Below are 15894 nucleotides of genomic sequence, written 5' to 3'. Positions count from 1 at the left end.
TATGGAACTAAATTATAAAAAAATAGCAGAGGATATAATAGCTAATGTTGGAAAAGACAATATAACATCAGCTAGCTTCTGTGCTACAAGATTAAGATTGATGGTTAATAACAGAGATAGTATTAAAGATGCTGATATTGAAAAAATAGAAGGCGTTACGGGTGTTTTTTATAATGCAGGACAGTATCAGATAGTATTAGGTAAAAATGTTAAGCCTGTTTATGATGAAATTATAAAACTTGGAGTTACAGCTCTGTAAATTTATCTATCTATAATAATTAAAGTTTAATGAATATCTATTATTTGTTAAACTTTAATTATTAAATTCTAACTCTTCAAATGAATCCTTATCAAGAAGCTCATAATGATAGCCTTGTTCTGTTAGGAATAATTGTCTTTTATGTGCAAAATCTTCTTCTTTAGTATCAGTAGTGATAATAGAAAAGAAGTAGCTTTTATTTTCACCTTTTTTAGGACGCAGAACTCTTCCAAGTCTTTGGGCTTCTTCCTGTCTTGAACCGAATGTTCCAGAAATTTGTATTAAGACATTGGCATCAGGTAAATCTACAGCTAAATTAGCAACTTTGCTTACTATAAGAGTTGTAATTTTCCCAGTTTTAAATTTTTTATATATTATATCTCTTTCACTTTGAGGCGTCTTACCAGTGATTATTGTATATCCTGTTCTATTTTTCATCTCATCAAGCTGATCCAAATACTGACCTATAATAAGTATATTTTTACCTTTGAGTTTTTCTATTATTTTTTTTACTATAGTATATTTCAGTACATTTTCACTTGCTATTCTAAACTTTACCTTATCGCTTGATACAACATAATCGGATCTGTGGCTGTCATCTAAAGGTATCCTTATATCATAACAATATGCTTCAGCAATAAATTTTTTTTCTTCTAATTCACGCCATGGTATATCAAATTTTTTAGGACCTATTAAGCAAAATACATCTTTTTCAAGTCCGTCTTCTCGTACAAGAGTTGCTGTAAGTCCGAGTCTTCTCATACTCTGAATTTCACTTGTAAGTTTAATTATAGGTGCAGGAAGTAAATGCACTTCATCGTATATAATAAGTCCCCAATTATGCTGGAAGAATAATTCAAAATGAACAAAAGGGGATTCTTTATTCTTCCTATATGTGAGAATTTTATATGTTGCTATAGTTATAGGCTTTATTTCTTTGCTTAATCCATTATATTCGCCTATATCTTCAGGAGGAATATCTGTTTTATCCAATATTTCATCCCTCCATTGTCGGCATGCTGTAACTCCTGTAACTATAATAAGTGTTTTAGTTTGAGTTTTATGCATTGCAGCAATACCTACAACAGTTTTACCAGTACCGCATGGTAGTGCTATTACACCAGCACCTCCTTCTGGTTTTCCGTCAGCATAGAATGCCTCTACGGAGTTTTTTTGATAATCTCTTAAAGCAAATTCATCTCCGCTTGAAGCTAATTTTTCTCTTAAATTAAAGTGATATGGTTCTCCTGTTTTATAGCCTGCCAAATCCTGTACTGGATATCCTATATTTATAAGTGCTAATTTTATATGACCTCTGTATGTAGGGTCTATCTCTAATTTGTTTTCATTAACCTCTGATTTTATATATTTTATCATGGCTTTATAATGAAGTATTTCATCTATAATATTTTTATCTTCACTTATTAAATAATATCTTTCATCTTCCTTTATTATTTTAATTCTTCCGTATTTTTCTATACTTGATTCTATCTGTTTAATTATATTTTTTGGTATTTCATAAGATGTATATTTTTTTAAAAAACCTATTATTTGTTCGGAAGTGTAATTTAAACTTGCGGCATTCCATAAGGATACTAATGTTATTCTATAAGTATGTATATACTCAGGGCTTTTTACAAGTTCTGCAAATACCAACATAAAATTTCTGATTTCTTCAAAATATTTTGTGCTGACATCCAAAAGAATAGTACCATCGCCCTGAACTATGAGCGGAGCATTTTTATCCAATTTTTTTTCCTTAATAATAATTATTTTTATTAATTAATAAATATTATTTTCTATAAGAGTTATAGTTTCTTTAAATTTATTCAAATATTGAGTATCATTTGTATTCTGACTCATCCATGTTTTTAGCACATTTACTGATTTTGTTTTATCATTTTGAGCAAGATAAACATCAGATAATGTTAAAGCAGCCTCTGGGACAAGATAGCTTTTAGGATATGCTTTTATAAAATTTTCTAAAGTAGAGGCAGCCTGAGTATAATTAGTTAAATCTATTTGAGTATTAGCTAAGTTGTATATTGCACTTTCCTGTAAATAGAACCCTCTTGAATTGGCAACTTCCTGATAGTATTTTTCTGCTTCTTTAAAATTTTCTACATCATAATATATACAACCCAATGCATAAGCACTTCTTAATTTTAGATTTTTGCCTTTTGCAGCATTATATACTTTTTGGAATCTTGTAGTTATATCTATTACTAATCCTGGGTTATTTAATTGTTCTTCTGGCAATTGTGAATTTTGATATACATTGTATAATGCTAATGCTGATTCAAATTCTATATTAGTTTTTTCATCCTGACTTTCTATATTCATTCTATATACTAGAATACCCGCTATTATTACAATAATCAATATAAAAGCCGATATAAATATTATTCTATTGTTGTAGATATATGTAATTATTAATTCAGCATTTTTCTGCATTTTACTCATAATATCCTCTTGAATTAAGAAATTATTTTTTAATAGTCAATTATAATAATTAAAGCAAAAAAAATCAAGTGTTTATTCAAGGATATAATTAATTTTTACTCTTGTTTATTATATCAAGTTATGATATAATGAAACAAGTTAATTTTAATAGGTGCAAACTTTATGGCGTCTCAGAAAATAAATGCAGAAAAAGAAGTTTTAGCTGTAAGAATATCAGCGGAATATAGTGATTTAGATAAGTATATTTATATGGTATTTTTTATAGACAAGTTTTACGGCAAACTTATAGATATTGCTTTTGTTATATCGGCTGACCATAAATTATTAAAATTTTTAAACTCATATACTGATTTATTAGAATTATATAAGCATATAGAGATGTATAATAAGATTAACTCTGTAAGCGGATCTTATTATGATAAATTTAAAGAAGCTATAAATAATATTTTGTCAGAAGATAGAAGCATTAATAATATTATTCTATATCATAATAATAATAATATAATTTCTATTATAGATATGTTTTCTAGTGCAATGAACAGATTTATGGATTTTCATATAGGAACATTTGATATAGTACGCAGTATAATAAGTATAGATGATCTTAATTTAACTATAGAAAATCTGCATAAAGAATTAGAAAATATGTCAAGTCATGCATCTGTAAGCGGTTCTGAAAATAATAATATAAGCGGAGAAAATAAAGAAGAGAAGCCTGTACCAAATTATAAACTTATAAATGCATCGTTCATAGTTGATCCTATAGCTGGAAAATCTATTAATGATATACAGCCCGGTGATAAGGTTATTGTAAGCATAAACTCCAATACAGTTGAAGAAAATATTATATATCTTGAGCTTAATGGGAAGCAGGATAAATATTCAAAGTATTTAGTTCCTGCTGAGGTTTTAGAAAAGCATATTGAGGAGAAATCCATAAAAATTTTGTTAAAATTGATAGAAGGATATTGCTGTTTAATAGAAGAGTCTGAACCTATAAAACTTAAGATATTTAATCCTAATAAAGATTTATATACAATACCTGAAAAAACTGATGAAAAAGATAGTGATAATGAAAATAAATCTTTTTTCAAAAAATTATTTCCCAAAATGGATACATTTAAATTGGCTATGATAGGGCTTGGTGCTGTAATAATAATTGTTTTTATTTCTATTGTTTATGTTTTCTTTTTCCAAACATAAATGCAGTTTTTATTATTTATTCTAAAATAAATTCATGTTTTAAGGTTTATATTATGAAAATTACTGTATATTCTGTTTTAGAAGATGAGATAGATGCTTTTAAATTAATGGAGCAAAAATATAATATTAAATTAAACTTAAATAAATATTATTTAAATATCAATAATGTAGAAGAAACTAAAGGCTATGATGCTGTATTATTTAATGCTAGAGATGAGATAACGGATAAAGTTATTGATAAACTTAAAGAATATGGTATTAAATATATGAGTACTAGGGCTGTAGGTTTTGATAATGCAGATATTAAGCATGCTAAAAAGGTTGGCATGCGAATTGCCAATGTTCCTTCATATTCTCCTAATTCTGTGAGTGAGTTTACAATACTTTCTTTACTATCTCTTATTAGACATTATAATAATTTGCTTATTAACGGCTATAATAGAAATTATGTACGCAATGGACTTATAGGCAAGGAGATTAGAAATTTAAATATAGGTGTTATAGGAAGCGGAAGAATAGGCTCTTTAACAATAAAGCATTTAAGCGGATTTTCCCCAAAAAATATATTTGTATATTCAAGAACTCAAAAAGATGAAATAAAAAATTATGCTGAGTATGTTTCATTAGATAAATTATATGCAGAAAGCGATGTTATAATATATCATGTTCCTGCTACAAAGGAAACTGATAAAATGTTATGTAAAGATGCTATAAATAAGATGAAAAAAGGAGTTTATATTATTAATGTAAGCAGAGGTGCTATAGTTAATAATGCTGATCTTCTTGATGCTATTAAAAATAAGCATATAGCTGCTGCTGCATTGGATGTTTATACTAATGAAATACTTTATGCTAATAGAAATATTAAAGATAAAGTTTTGGAAGATAGTATAATAGAAGAATTATTTAAAATGGATAATGTTATAATAACGCCTCATGCTGCTTTTTATACTGATGAAGCAATATTCAATATGGTAAGTATTTCTATTGAAAATATATTTGATTTTTATAATACTGACAAATGTAAAAATGAGATATTGTAAGGTATATAATAGGCTTGTTCCATAAGTACTTGATAGAATTACAAATACGATGTTTTACATGTTGTATAATTTATAGTTTTATGTATATAAATATGCAGTCTTTAGCATCATAAAGTTACAGAATCTAGTAGGCGTAATTATAAATAAAATTAGTTTTGAAATAAGGATATTATTTGACAGAACTTTAGAATTGATGACAATATTATATATTTTTTATATGCTTTAATTATATTATGATGGACAGTATATTATACCTATATAAAAACATTATTCATCTTCAGTTTTGCCAAAGTTGATTTTTTGAAATCTATCATACTCTTTCATAAATTTTTTTATATCAGGAATTATTATATTTCCATCACTATCAATTTTTATTGTCTTTATTTTTTTAATTTCTCTTGATGAATATTCATTATATTGAACGCCTGTTATACTCAATATATCATAAACATTATATTTGAGATTTAAAGTATTTGTTTCTTTAAATAAAACTTCTTTTTTTACTATGCTTTCTAATACCAGCATGAATTTTCCAATTATATTTTTTATTTTGAAACTATTAATACTTCTCATAATATTATATATTCTCATAGAAAAAAACTTTATAGAGTATTCTCTCAATGCTCTGTCCGTTTTTACTAATTCCAACATATCTTCTCTTTTTAATATTTTAATTATTGTATCTTCTAATGCTATTGCTGTAGTTAATAATAAATCATTATTTTTATTAGAACCATATCCGCTGAACACTTCATTATCTGAACATATAATTCTTGTAATTTGTTTAGAGTTAAATATGCTGTATATTCCTATTTTTCCAGACATAACCATATATAGTTTTTCTGTAGTTTCCAGTTCTGTAAATATACAAGTTCCTTTATCTAATTTGTATATACCTTCTATTACAAGACATGCTGTATTTGATGGTTTTATTTTTGATATAATCTTTTTTAACTCTTCAGTTTCTCCATTTTCTTCTATGTACTTATTATATAATTTTAATGCTGCATCATCAAATCCATTATTCTTATATATTTCTGCCATCTCTAATATTGTATTTTCTTTTTTACAGTTTATATTTTTTTCTTTACTAAAGATAAAATAGTATTGATTGAGCCATAGCTCCATTAATGTTGATATATGATTATATATTTTTTCCATTATATTTACATTGTCAATTTTATCTAATTCAGCTATATTTATTTCTATAGCCTCGCTATCTTCTTCTGCTTTTGAAGTTGCAAAATATGGTGCATTTATAGCAGAATTAACCAGACCTATAATATCTCCATTTTTATGATGTATGTCGTAATCTTCAGTAAAATAATTATATGATATTATGCTTCCTTTAGTAATTATATAAAAATAATTTTTTGCTTCCTGTCCGTCAATAAATATTATAGATGATTTTTTAAATTGAACTTTATTATAATTTATCATTTTTAATCCTAAAATAAATCTTTTTCTATTTTGTCAGAGTTTCTTTTTTTATATCTGTCATATTCTTTAAAGAAATTCTTCACATTACCTATTATAATATTTTTTTCATTTGTAATGTTAATGCTTTTTATTTTTTTTATTTCTCTTTCAACATAATCACTATCATTTATAAAAACCATACTCAATATATCATCTATTGTGTATATTAATGATATATAATTTGTTCTTTTAAATAATAGTTCTAATTTTACTAAGCCTTCTATAACTGTAAAAATTTTTAATATTATATTACTAGTATTTATAGCCTTTATTCTTAATATTGTATTGTATGTTCTAGCAGACATCATTTTTATAAGATATACTCTTATAGATTTATCAATATGTATCATACTTTCAAATTCTTTTTTATCTACAACTTTTATAATAGAGTCTTCAATAGCCATAACTGTTGTAGATACTAATTTTTTACCGAATATATCCTTATATCCAAAAATATCATTTTCAGAATATATTACTCTAGTTATAATTCTGCCGTTAAAGTAACTATATACACCAACAGCACCAGATTTAATAATATAAATATGCTCGCTTAAAGAAGTTTCAGCAAATATACAGCTTCCTTTTTTATAATTGAAAACACCTTTAGATATTTCTTTAGGCTCTTCTATTTTTTTTATTTTTCCTATGCTTTTTTCTATATGTTTATTATTTTCACAAATTTTTAAAACAGCATCATCAAATCCTGCATCCTTATATGCTTTTGCCAATTCTTCTATATTGACTTTAGAAGAGGTATCAATTTTTGCATACTTTGATAAGAAATAATAATATTTTTTTGCCCATATTTCCATTATGTCTATGAGATGCTTATATATTTTATTTAATATTACAGAATTATCAATTTTTTCTATTTCTTTAACATCAATTTCGAATGCTTCTACATCTTCTATTACTTTTGCTGTGGAGAAATACGGCTCATTTAGAACAGCACTTATTATACCTATAATATCACCTTTTTTATTTTCATGTTGAAAATTATCTGCAAAATAACTTTCAAACAGAACCTTTCCATTTTTTATAATATAAAATTTATCATTTGGATATTGATCTGATATAAATAGAATAGAATTTTTCTTTAAAGTTACTTCTTTATAGTTCAGCATTTTATATACCTTAAAAATAGATATTGATTTTTTTTAAATATTAATGTAATATTATTAATTGTTAAATATATAGCGGATAACATTTTTTAACTCCTAACTGTAAAAAACATATATTAATTATATAACAATTAATATTATATGTTAATAATTTTTACAAAAAAACTATTATAGACATATTTTTTATTTAGTAAATTTACAAATCTAAGTTTATTTTTTTATACATATAATACTATTTGTAGAAATTATAAATTAATGTTTTTTATTTGCAGAAAATAATACAGCTGATTTATAATACCATAGCCATATATATTGATTTTTTCACATTCTAGTATATCTTAATAATAAATAAAATTAGTTTTGAAACAAGTATAATTTTTGATTATATACATAGTTTAAAATTACTGTAGATAATTGTTAAAATAGTTTTGCAATAAGTATAATTTAATTGTTACAAGTGAAGTGGTTTTTATATACAATAATTTTTTCATGTAATGCACGGTAAATAAAGTTTAATACATAGACAAAATTATTATTACACCAATTCATTATAATAAAAAATAAATTAAGTGTGTGGTAAGTTGCAATAATTTTAAAAAACACTTGGGTGGCTATTTTAAACTAAAAAGAAAAAATCACAAATGATGTTTAAAGCCTAAAGGAGAGGGAATGTAAGTAAATTAAAAATTCTTTAATTTACTATTAATAATATAATACTAATACAATTTACTTGGTTTTCAAACAAATGCATTTTTTATTCCAAAATATATTAACTATAAGCCAATATACAATCTCATTATAGTTTTTCTATTTCTTCTATACTTAATCCTGTTAATTCGCTTATGAGGTTTAAATCCATATTTTTATTTTTCATTCCTTTGGCTATTGCAATTTGCTCATCTTTTTTACCCTTTTCTATACCTTTTTCCATACCTTTTTCCATACCTTGTTTAAATCCTTCTTCTCTTTCATACTGAAACATTACAGCTTGTCCGTAAAGAAAAGTATCTCTTTCATTATAGGCTTCCATCTCTTTTTCATCGGCTACAAATCTTTTATATTTATCTATTACTTTTGACATGATATTATTACCTCCTATAAGTTTTTCAATATCTTTTTCTAAATCTTTTGTAGTGAAAAAATCTATCCAAGATAAAAGTTTATTTTTATTGTATTCATCTATGCTAGTATTCTTTAGTATATCTTTAAATCTTTTTATTTCTATAAAATGCATTTGAAATACATCTAATCTAAGATTATGATTATTAATATCAGTAGGAGTAAAACATTTGTGTTCTCGCTTTATATCAGTTTCGCTTCCCATATTTAGATTAAAATTTATGAAACTAATACTAATCATCTGACTTACATTTATATAGTCTTCATTCTCTTTTAAATCTAAAACTATATTTTTAGCTATATAATATAAAATTCTTTTTACAAAATTATTATTTCCTACCAGCTGTATCTCAATAATTATTTTTTTACCGTCTTTTGTTTTTGCTTTAACATCAAGGATTGATTCTTTTAAATTCTCATTTTCAGGCAAGTTATATGGATTAATAATTTCAAGGTTGCTTACAGATTCAAAACCAGCATTATTTAAAACAGCATTAACAATATTTTCTAATATATCCTCGTCGCCTTCTTTGCCGATTAGATACCGCATAAATAAATCATTAAGTCTGTTAATCTCTTTCATAATTTAATTATAACAGAACTTGATTTAAAGTAAATGGTATTTTACGCACGGTGAATAGTATTTTTATATTAAATAAAATTCTCATCATAAATATTCACTCATAATAAAAACTAATTAAGCGTGCGGTTAGTTAGTAATAAATTAAAAAAACGCTTGGGCGGGCAGTTAAAATAACAAAGCCGATTAAAAAATAAAAAATGTATAAAAATAACAAATTAAGATTAAAAATATAGAGGGTGGGAAAATGAAAATAAATTTTAAAATTTAATTACATACCACCCCCTTAAAATCTTGTTATTTAAAATTAATACTATTGTTAACGCATGTTTAAATAAATTTCATATGTAATTTTAATTTGTATGATAAACTTGTTTCAAAAGTACTTGAAAAATTATTTAATTTTTATAATTTTTTACATGTTATGTAAATTATTATTTTAATATATAAATATCAGTCTTTAGTATCATAAAGTTACAGAATCTAGTAGTCGTAATTATAAATAAAATTAGTTTTTAATATATCCATTAATTCCTGCTTTTTTGGTTTTTAAGCAATGTATTTTAGGGAGTTTGTTATATTTTTATTGCATATGAATCTGTAAAAAATGAGGTAGAGTTCATTTGCAAACAAATCAAATTCACTATTATTTTTTATATTAAATTTATTATTATCTTTGACTTTTTTGCTTATACCCTCTTGATTATTTTGACAATACCACTTTGTCAATTTTGTCAATACCCTGCGAATATTTTTCTTTTTTCGATGTTATTATTTTTTATTTCATAGTATATTTTTATGTAACCGTTCTCTTTTAATTGAGATACAATAAAGCTCGGTAAAGCAGGGATCATTATGTTTTTTATTATTCATTATTACTATGCCTTAAAAAACTTTATACTATACTAAAATTTTATAATATTTTATAAGTTTGAAATATTATCTTATAATCACTTATATTTTTTGTTTTATATAAAGAGTACTTGTTGTTAATATTATTTTAAAAGTAATTAAAGTATTTTTAATGCTAATAAAAATATTAAAGATAAAGTTTTGGAATATAGTATAATTATTTAAAATGTATTATGTTATAATAACGCCTAATGCCGAATTTTATACTGATGAAGCAATATTCAATATAGTAAGTATTTCTATTGAAAATATATTTGATTTTTATAATACTGACAAATGTAAAAATGAGATATTGTAAGGTATATAATATTTATATATTTTTTTTATTTTTTGTTGACTAAGTTTTGTAAATTGTTTAAAATAATATTACAAAATAGTTTAATTTTAAGGGGTTTATTTATGAAAGGTATGAGGGTTATTTTTTCGTATATTATAGTATCATGTCTTGTATTTTTTGTATCTTTTTTCTCTTTATCATGTTCCAAAAATGTTAATGATACTGATAGAGGAATAATTGTTAATTTAAGTGTTGAGCCTAAGACTATAGATCCTAGTTTAAATGCTCAAATATACGGAGTTATTTATATATCTCATGTATTTGAAGGATTAACTATAAGGGACAGAAACAATAAAATAGTACCTGGTGTTGCTGAAAGCTGGGATATTAGTGATGACGGAAAAACATATACATTCTATCTAAGGACTAATTCTATGTGGTCAGACGGCAAGCCTGTAGTTGCTTCAGATTTTGTATACAGTTGGAGAAGACAGGTTGATCCCAAAGTTGCAAGCGAATACAGTTATCAGCATGAACCTGTAAAAAATGCTATGGCTATTACAAGAGGAGAATTGCCTGTAGATGCATTGGGAGTTAGGGCTGTTGATGATCACACATTGGTTGTAGAATTAGAAGCTCCTACAGCATATTTTTTAGAGGTAGCTGCTTTCCCTACATTTTCGCCTTTAAGAGAGGATATAATATCTGAATACGGAGATAAATGGACTTTAAGCCCAGAAACATATATAGGCAATGGTCCTTATGTTATGTCTGAAAGAAATATAGATGAAAATATAATATGGTAAAAAATGATAAATATTGGAATGCAGATGAGATAGTTGCCAATAATATAACATTTGTATTTATGCAAAATGGTGCAGCTGCTGTGGCAGGTATAAAGGACGGAACTCTGGATATGGCTTATGAGCCTCCTCAGCAGGATATTCCTACACTTTCATCTGAGGGATTAATACAAATAAAACCTTTAATAGCTACATATTATTATCCTATTAATGTAACTAATGAATATTTGAAAGATCCTAGGGTTAGAAAAGCATTATCTCTTGCGATAGATAGAAATTACATAGTTGAAAATGTTACAAAAGGAGGTCAAAAACCTGCAGGCGGATGGGTTCCTTATGAAGTTAGCGATATTGACGGAGATTTCAGAGTAAACGGGGGCAATTTCTATGATATATCTGAGGGTGGGTATTCTAATAATATTGAAATGGCTAAGCAGCTTCTTGCTGAAGCAGGATATCCTAACGGAGAGGGTTTTCCAGTTATAGAGTTTAAAACAGATCCAGGCAATCATGTCGGCATATTTGAGGCTGTTCAGCAGATGTGGAAAGAGCATCTTAATATAGATTCTACTATAACTCAGATAGATAATGCCTTACTTGGTCAGACTTTATTAGAAAAGAATTTTATGATAGGAAGGCTTTATTGGTCTGCTGACTATTCTGATCCTATGTCTATGATGAGTTTATTTACAAGCTACAATACTCAAAATAATGGAGGATACAGCAATAAAAGATATGATGATTTAATAGGACAGGCAATGTCTACTGATGACAACAACATAAGAATGAAAGCTATGCATGATGCTGAAAAAATTCTTATAGAAGAAGATATGGGAGCTATACCGCTTTATTTCTTTACAGAGCCTTTGCTTGTTAGTCCTAAATTAAAGGATGTTGTTTATAATCCTTTGGGATTTCATAAATTCTTTTATGCTTATTTAGAAAAATAATTTTAATTGATTAAGATATAGAGGCAGTATTTTTATACTGTCTCTTTTTATTTTTGGTATTAAATTATTATATATAATATCCGATTTTTAAAAATGTAAAAATAGCTTGAAAATCTTTTAATAATATTGTTAAATATATAAAAAATTTAAAATAGGCGGGTAATTGTATTAAAACTGTAAAAAAAGTTATAGTAGTTATTTTTCTTATAATAATAATGTTATTTGTAAGTTCCTGCGATACTTTTGATATGTATATAAGAAAGGCATTGGAAGGTGTCAATCTTTATGAACTTAGTGTATTCGGAGAATCACTCGGACGCGATATTAAGGTTGTTGAACTTCGCGGTTTTGATGTAAATAATTTCAGAAGCGATAGGGTTTCATATTATATTAATATGTATCAAGGTAACTGGAAACCTTATATGCAGACTATAATTGACAGGGCACAGATATATTTACCCTATATAAAAGAAGTTTTTAAAGAAAAGAATGTTCCAGAAGATTTAGTTTATCTTCCTATTATAGAAAGCAGCTTTAATCCTCAGGCTGTATCTCATGCTGGTGCTGCGGGTCTTTGGCAGTTTATGCCTATGACTGGAGCTATATATAATCTTAAGGTTAATTATTGGTCTGATGACAGATTCGACCCTGAACGTTCTACAAAGGCTGCTGCGGATCATTTAGTGAGGCTTGATAAGAATTTTAAATCTTGGGTAATTGCATTAATTGCATATAATGCAGGAGGCGGAAGAATATCAAAGGCTATTAGAGAAGTTAAAAGTAATGATTTTGAGGATTTACTTGAAGCAGGGGTACTTCCTAAAGAAACACAGGAATATATACCTAAATATGTTGCTGCTGTAATAATAGCTAAAAATCCTGAGAAATTCGGTTTTAAAGTAAATAAGCCCAAAGTTGTGTTTCCTCAAGGCGATTTAGTTTATGTTGATGATGCGGCTGATTTATCTATTATTGCAAAGATGATAGAGGTTGATATTGCCGATTTGAAGGCTTTGAATCCTCATTTGGCAAGAGGTGTAACTCCTCCTGGTATGGTTAGATATCCTTTGAGAATTCCTGAGGGCAAAGAAAAATTATTCTATGATACATTTGGGAAAATAAAACCAGAAGAAAGAGTAACATTCAGAAGGCATGAAGTAAAAATGAATGAAACACTTTCACATTTGGCTAGATTTTATAATGTGCCTATGAATGCTATAGTTGAGATAAACAAATTAAAATCAAGAAATTTAAATATAGGTCAGCAGGTTATGATTCCTATTCAGGGTCTTGATAATGCCAAGCAGGTTGATTTGGCACAGTATGAAGAGGAGCAGGAAAGAATAAGAGAGGGTAGATTTGTATATTTTGAATCTCTGCCTCCTCCTGATTATGAATATAAAGATATAATGTATCATGTTAGATCAGGCGATACTCTTTGGATTATTGCTAGAAAATTCAAAATAGATATATCAGAAATAAAAGCATGGAATAAATTAAACAGCAATGTGCTTTCTATTGGTATGGAAATATTTTTGAGAATACCTGTTAATAGATAAATAGATAAAAAATATTATTTTAATCTTTCATTAATAAGTTCTTCTAATCTATTTAAAATTTTAGTTCTTCTCTCCCATAAATATTCAACCATAGAGTCATATATTTTTATTTGATTTTGAAAAGAATTAAATAATTTATCATCTTTATTTAATTTATCTATTTCTTTTATAAGTTCTGTATTGTCTTCATCTTTTTTGAAAAACAGCAATGCATTTTTATTGACCAAATCTAGTTCTATATTTTCATCACCATTATATATAGGTATGCATCCTGCCTTGAATGCATCAAAAAGTTTTTCAGTTATATATCCGCCGCTTATAGTGTTTTCAGGGCATATATTAAATTTGAAATCTTTTAAATATTCTATTTTATTATTATTAAAATCCTTTTTTAAAGTATCATCATTATGAAATAATTTGCTTGGGCATGATATATTATCTATTTTAGAAATTTGATTATACATTTGTGTTCTTATTCCAGATTCATCATGACTGGCTACTAATGAAGCAAATTTATTTTTTTTATATTTGGCATTATTAATATCATCTATCACTTTTTTTATATTATCTTTAGTATAATTTTTATTATCTAATAATCCGTGAAAGTGATAAAATATCCAAATAGGAAAACGTACATAATTTGTATATTTATCTTCATCTAGTCTGTCAAAACTAAGTGATAAATCGACATCATTAATGCAATTATCTGAATATTCACTCCAAGTTTTGTTAATGGCATGTTTAGATACGCATTCTCCAGTATAGAAAATTTTTATTTTAGCTTTAGAATTTTCTAAAAAATATCTTTTTCCAATAGGACCAAAAAAATCTATATCAGCATTATAACTAATTTCTAAATCATTAATATAATTATTTTTTATCAGCTTATAGAAATAGTTATTAGTAAAGTCTTTCTCATTAACATCCCAGTTATTTTTTGAAAAGAAAGTTTTTTTATTTTTTATATTATTTTTATAATGATTATAATTTATCCTGTATCCTAAATCTTTTAAATAAATTGAATTGATTCTTATTTTATTTCTTATGCTTTTTATTGGTACAAGCCATACTAAATATTCTATTAAATTTTTTTTTAATAATAGTTTATTGTTCATAAAATTCAATTTTTGAACTTATCTAAACTTAAGCCGACACTTTTTAAATCGTACTCAAGCATTATTTTTACTAATTCTTTAAATGTAGTTTTAGGTTTCCATCCTAATTTTTCTTTAGCCTTAGCAGGATCTCCTAATAGCAAATCAACTTCCGCAGGTCTGTAATATCTAGGGTCTATCTCAACATATTTTTTCCAATCAAGTCCCACAAGTCCGAAAGCTTCATCAAGGAATTCACGTACAGAATGTGTTTCTCCTGTAGCTATAACATAATCATCAGCCTTTTCCTGCTGAAGCATAAGCCACATAGCCTCTACATAATCTTTTGCATATCCCCAATCCCTTTTGGAATCTAAATTTCCTAGGTATAATTTATCCTGTTCTTTATTTAATATTTTAGCAATAGCATGAGTAATCTTTTTTGTAACAAAAGTTTCACCGCGTCTTGGACTTTCATGGTTAAATAATATACCATTACATGCATACATGTCATAACTTTCTCTATAATTAACAGTAATCCAATATGAATATAATTTAGCACATGCATAAGGGCTTCTAGGATAAAAAGGTGTTTTTTCTGTCTGAGGAGTTTCAACTACTTTTCCGTATAATTCACTTGTTGATGCCTGATAGAATTTAGTTTTAATCTGTGTTTCTTTTATAGCATCAAGTATTCTAATCGTTCCAAGCCCTACAACATCAGCTGTATATTCAGGCATATCAAAACTAACCCTTACATGGCTTTGTGCGGCCAAATTATATATTTCATCAGGCTCTATTTTTTCTAATAATCTTGATAGATTGGAACTGTCTGATAAATCTCCGTAATGGAGAAACATTTTTACATCATTAATATGCGGATCTTTGTATAAATGATCTATTCTTTCAGTGTTAAAAGATGAACTTCTTCTAATGATTCCATGTATTTCATAACCTTTTTCTAATAAAAGTTCTGCTAAATATGAACCGTCTTGTCCTGTAATTCCTGTAATAAGTGCTTTTTTCATTAAA

11 protein-coding genes and 1 pseudogene are annotated in these 15894 nt (G+C 26.2%); 5 read left to right on the top strand and 7 right to left on the bottom strand.

What is annotated here, in order from left to right; all coding sequences use genetic code 11:
* Window position 1: 1 nt before the first annotated feature.
* Complete coding sequence (locus Q0J69_RS04260) at window positions 2-259, top strand: PTS transporter subunit EIIB (protein WP_297204597.1); 258 nt, start codon at window positions 2-4, stop codon at window positions 257-259.
* A 54-nt stretch (window positions 260-313) separates the two neighbouring features.
* Here the strand turns inward: Q0J69_RS04260 and Q0J69_RS04255 are convergent, their stop codons facing one another.
* On the bottom strand, window positions 314-2008 hold the full coding sequence (locus tag Q0J69_RS04255; RefSeq protein WP_297204594.1) for a DNA repair helicase XPB: 1695 nt from the start codon (window positions 2006-2008) through the stop codon (window positions 314-316).
* Window positions 2009-2041: 33 nt separating this feature from the next.
* Entirely contained in the window at window positions 2042-2722 is a 681-nt protein-coding gene (locus Q0J69_RS04250; RefSeq protein ID WP_297204593.1) for a tetratricopeptide repeat protein, read from the bottom strand.
* Window positions 2723-2884: 162 nt separating this feature from the next.
* Here Q0J69_RS04250 and Q0J69_RS04245 point away from each other — a divergent pair, with 162 nt between their 5' ends.
* Both Q0J69_RS04245 and Q0J69_RS04240 read left to right on the top strand, forming a co-directional pair.
* The gene (locus Q0J69_RS04245; RefSeq protein WP_297204591.1) at window positions 2885-3925 is read left to right on the top strand and encodes a hypothetical protein; all 1041 of its coding nucleotides are present in this window, start codon (window positions 2885-2887) and stop codon (window positions 3923-3925) included.
* A 53-nt stretch (window positions 3926-3978) separates the two neighbouring features.
* Window positions 3979-4968, top strand: a complete 990-nt coding sequence (locus tag Q0J69_RS04240; RefSeq protein WP_297204589.1) for an NAD(P)-dependent oxidoreductase — start codon at window positions 3979-3981, stop codon at window positions 4966-4968.
* Between the two features lie 267 nt (window positions 4969-5235).
* Here Q0J69_RS04240 and Q0J69_RS04235 read toward each other — a convergent pair whose 3' ends face one another.
* From Q0J69_RS04235 to Q0J69_RS04225, 3 genes are all read right to left on the bottom strand, one after another.
* Window positions 5236-6408 carry a cyclic nucleotide-binding domain-containing protein gene (locus Q0J69_RS04235; protein WP_297204587.1) on the bottom strand — a complete coding sequence of 391 codons (1173 nt, stop codon included), beginning with the start codon at window positions 6406-6408 and terminating at the stop codon, window positions 5236-5238.
* 8 nt (window positions 6409-6416) lie between these two features.
* Window positions 6417-7571 (bottom strand): cyclic nucleotide-binding domain-containing protein, encoded by a 1155-nt coding sequence (locus Q0J69_RS04230; RefSeq protein ID WP_297204586.1) that lies wholly within the window; start codon window positions 7569-7571, stop codon window positions 6417-6419.
* 793 nt (window positions 7572-8364) lie between these two features.
* Window positions 8365-9270 carry an Rpn family recombination-promoting nuclease/putative transposase gene (locus tag Q0J69_RS04225; protein WP_297204584.1) on the bottom strand — a complete coding sequence of 302 codons (906 nt, stop codon included), beginning with the start codon at window positions 9268-9270 and terminating at the stop codon, window positions 8365-8367.
* A 1308-nt stretch (window positions 9271-10578) separates the two neighbouring features.
* Between Q0J69_RS04225 and Q0J69_RS04220 the strand changes: the two are divergent.
* Both Q0J69_RS04220 and Q0J69_RS04215 read left to right on the top strand, forming a co-directional pair.
* Window positions 10579-12209: pseudogene (locus tag Q0J69_RS04220) on the top strand (peptide ABC transporter substrate-binding protein).
* Window positions 12210-12424: 215 nt separating this feature from the next.
* Window positions 12425-13768, top strand: coding sequence for a LysM peptidoglycan-binding domain-containing protein (locus Q0J69_RS04215; protein ID WP_297204582.1), 1344 nt, complete (start codon window positions 12425-12427; stop codon window positions 13766-13768).
* A gap of 14 nt (window positions 13769-13782) precedes the next feature.
* Here the strand turns inward: Q0J69_RS04215 and Q0J69_RS04210 are convergent, their stop codons facing one another.
* Together Q0J69_RS04210 and gmd are read right to left on the bottom strand one after the other, a co-directional pair.
* Window positions 13783-14883 carry a glycosyltransferase family 10 gene (locus Q0J69_RS04210; protein WP_297204580.1) on the bottom strand — a complete coding sequence of 367 codons (1101 nt, stop codon included), beginning with the start codon at window positions 14881-14883 and terminating at the stop codon, window positions 13783-13785.
* 5 nt (window positions 14884-14888) lie between these two features.
* Window positions 14889-15890, bottom strand: a complete 1002-nt coding sequence (gene gmd / locus Q0J69_RS04205; RefSeq protein ID WP_297204578.1) for a GDP-mannose 4,6-dehydratase — start codon at window positions 15888-15890, stop codon at window positions 14889-14891.
* Window positions 15891-15894 lie beyond the last annotated feature (4 nt).

It is taken from the genome of uncultured Brachyspira sp., assembly GCF_944388875.1.
Classification (GTDB): domain Bacteria; phylum Spirochaetota; class Brachyspiria; order Brachyspirales; family Brachyspiraceae; genus Brachyspira.
This window is presented reverse-complemented; position numbering and strand designations above follow the sequence as displayed.

Bases quoted from the DNA above. Each gene is read 5' to 3' on its own strand.
- Q0J69_RS04245 (WP_297204591.1), top strand. From the start codon at position 2,885: ATGGCGTCTCAGAAAATAAATGCAGAAAAAGAAGTTTTAGCTGTAAGA.
- Q0J69_RS04225 (WP_297204584.1), bottom strand. From the start codon at position 9,270: ATGAAAGAGATTAACAGACTTAATGATTTATTTATGCGGTATCTAATC.
- gmd (WP_297204578.1), bottom strand. From the start codon at position 15,890: ATGAAAAAAGCACTTATTACAGGAATTACAGGACAAGACGGTTCATAT.
- Q0J69_RS04235 (WP_297204587.1), bottom strand. From the start codon at position 6,408: ATGATAAATTATAATAAAGTTCAATTTAAAAAATCATCTATAATATTT.
- Q0J69_RS04210 (WP_297204580.1), bottom strand. From the start codon at position 14,883: ATGAACAATAAACTATTATTAAAAAAAAATTTAATAGAATATTTAGTA.
- Q0J69_RS04230 (WP_297204586.1), bottom strand. From the start codon at position 7,571: ATGCTGAACTATAAAGAAGTAACTTTAAAGAAAAATTCTATTCTATTT.
- Q0J69_RS04240 (WP_297204589.1), top strand. From the start codon at position 3,979: ATGAAAATTACTGTATATTCTGTTTTAGAAGATGAGATAGATGCTTTT.
- Q0J69_RS04260 (WP_297204597.1), top strand. From the start codon at position 2: ATGGAACTAAATTATAAAAAAATAGCAGAGGATATAATAGCTAATGTT.
- Q0J69_RS04215 (WP_297204582.1), top strand. From the start codon at position 12,425: ATGTTATTTGTAAGTTCCTGCGATACTTTTGATATGTATATAAGAAAG.
- Q0J69_RS04250 (WP_297204593.1), bottom strand. From the start codon at position 2,722: ATGAGTAAAATGCAGAAAAATGCTGAATTAATAATTACATATATCTAC.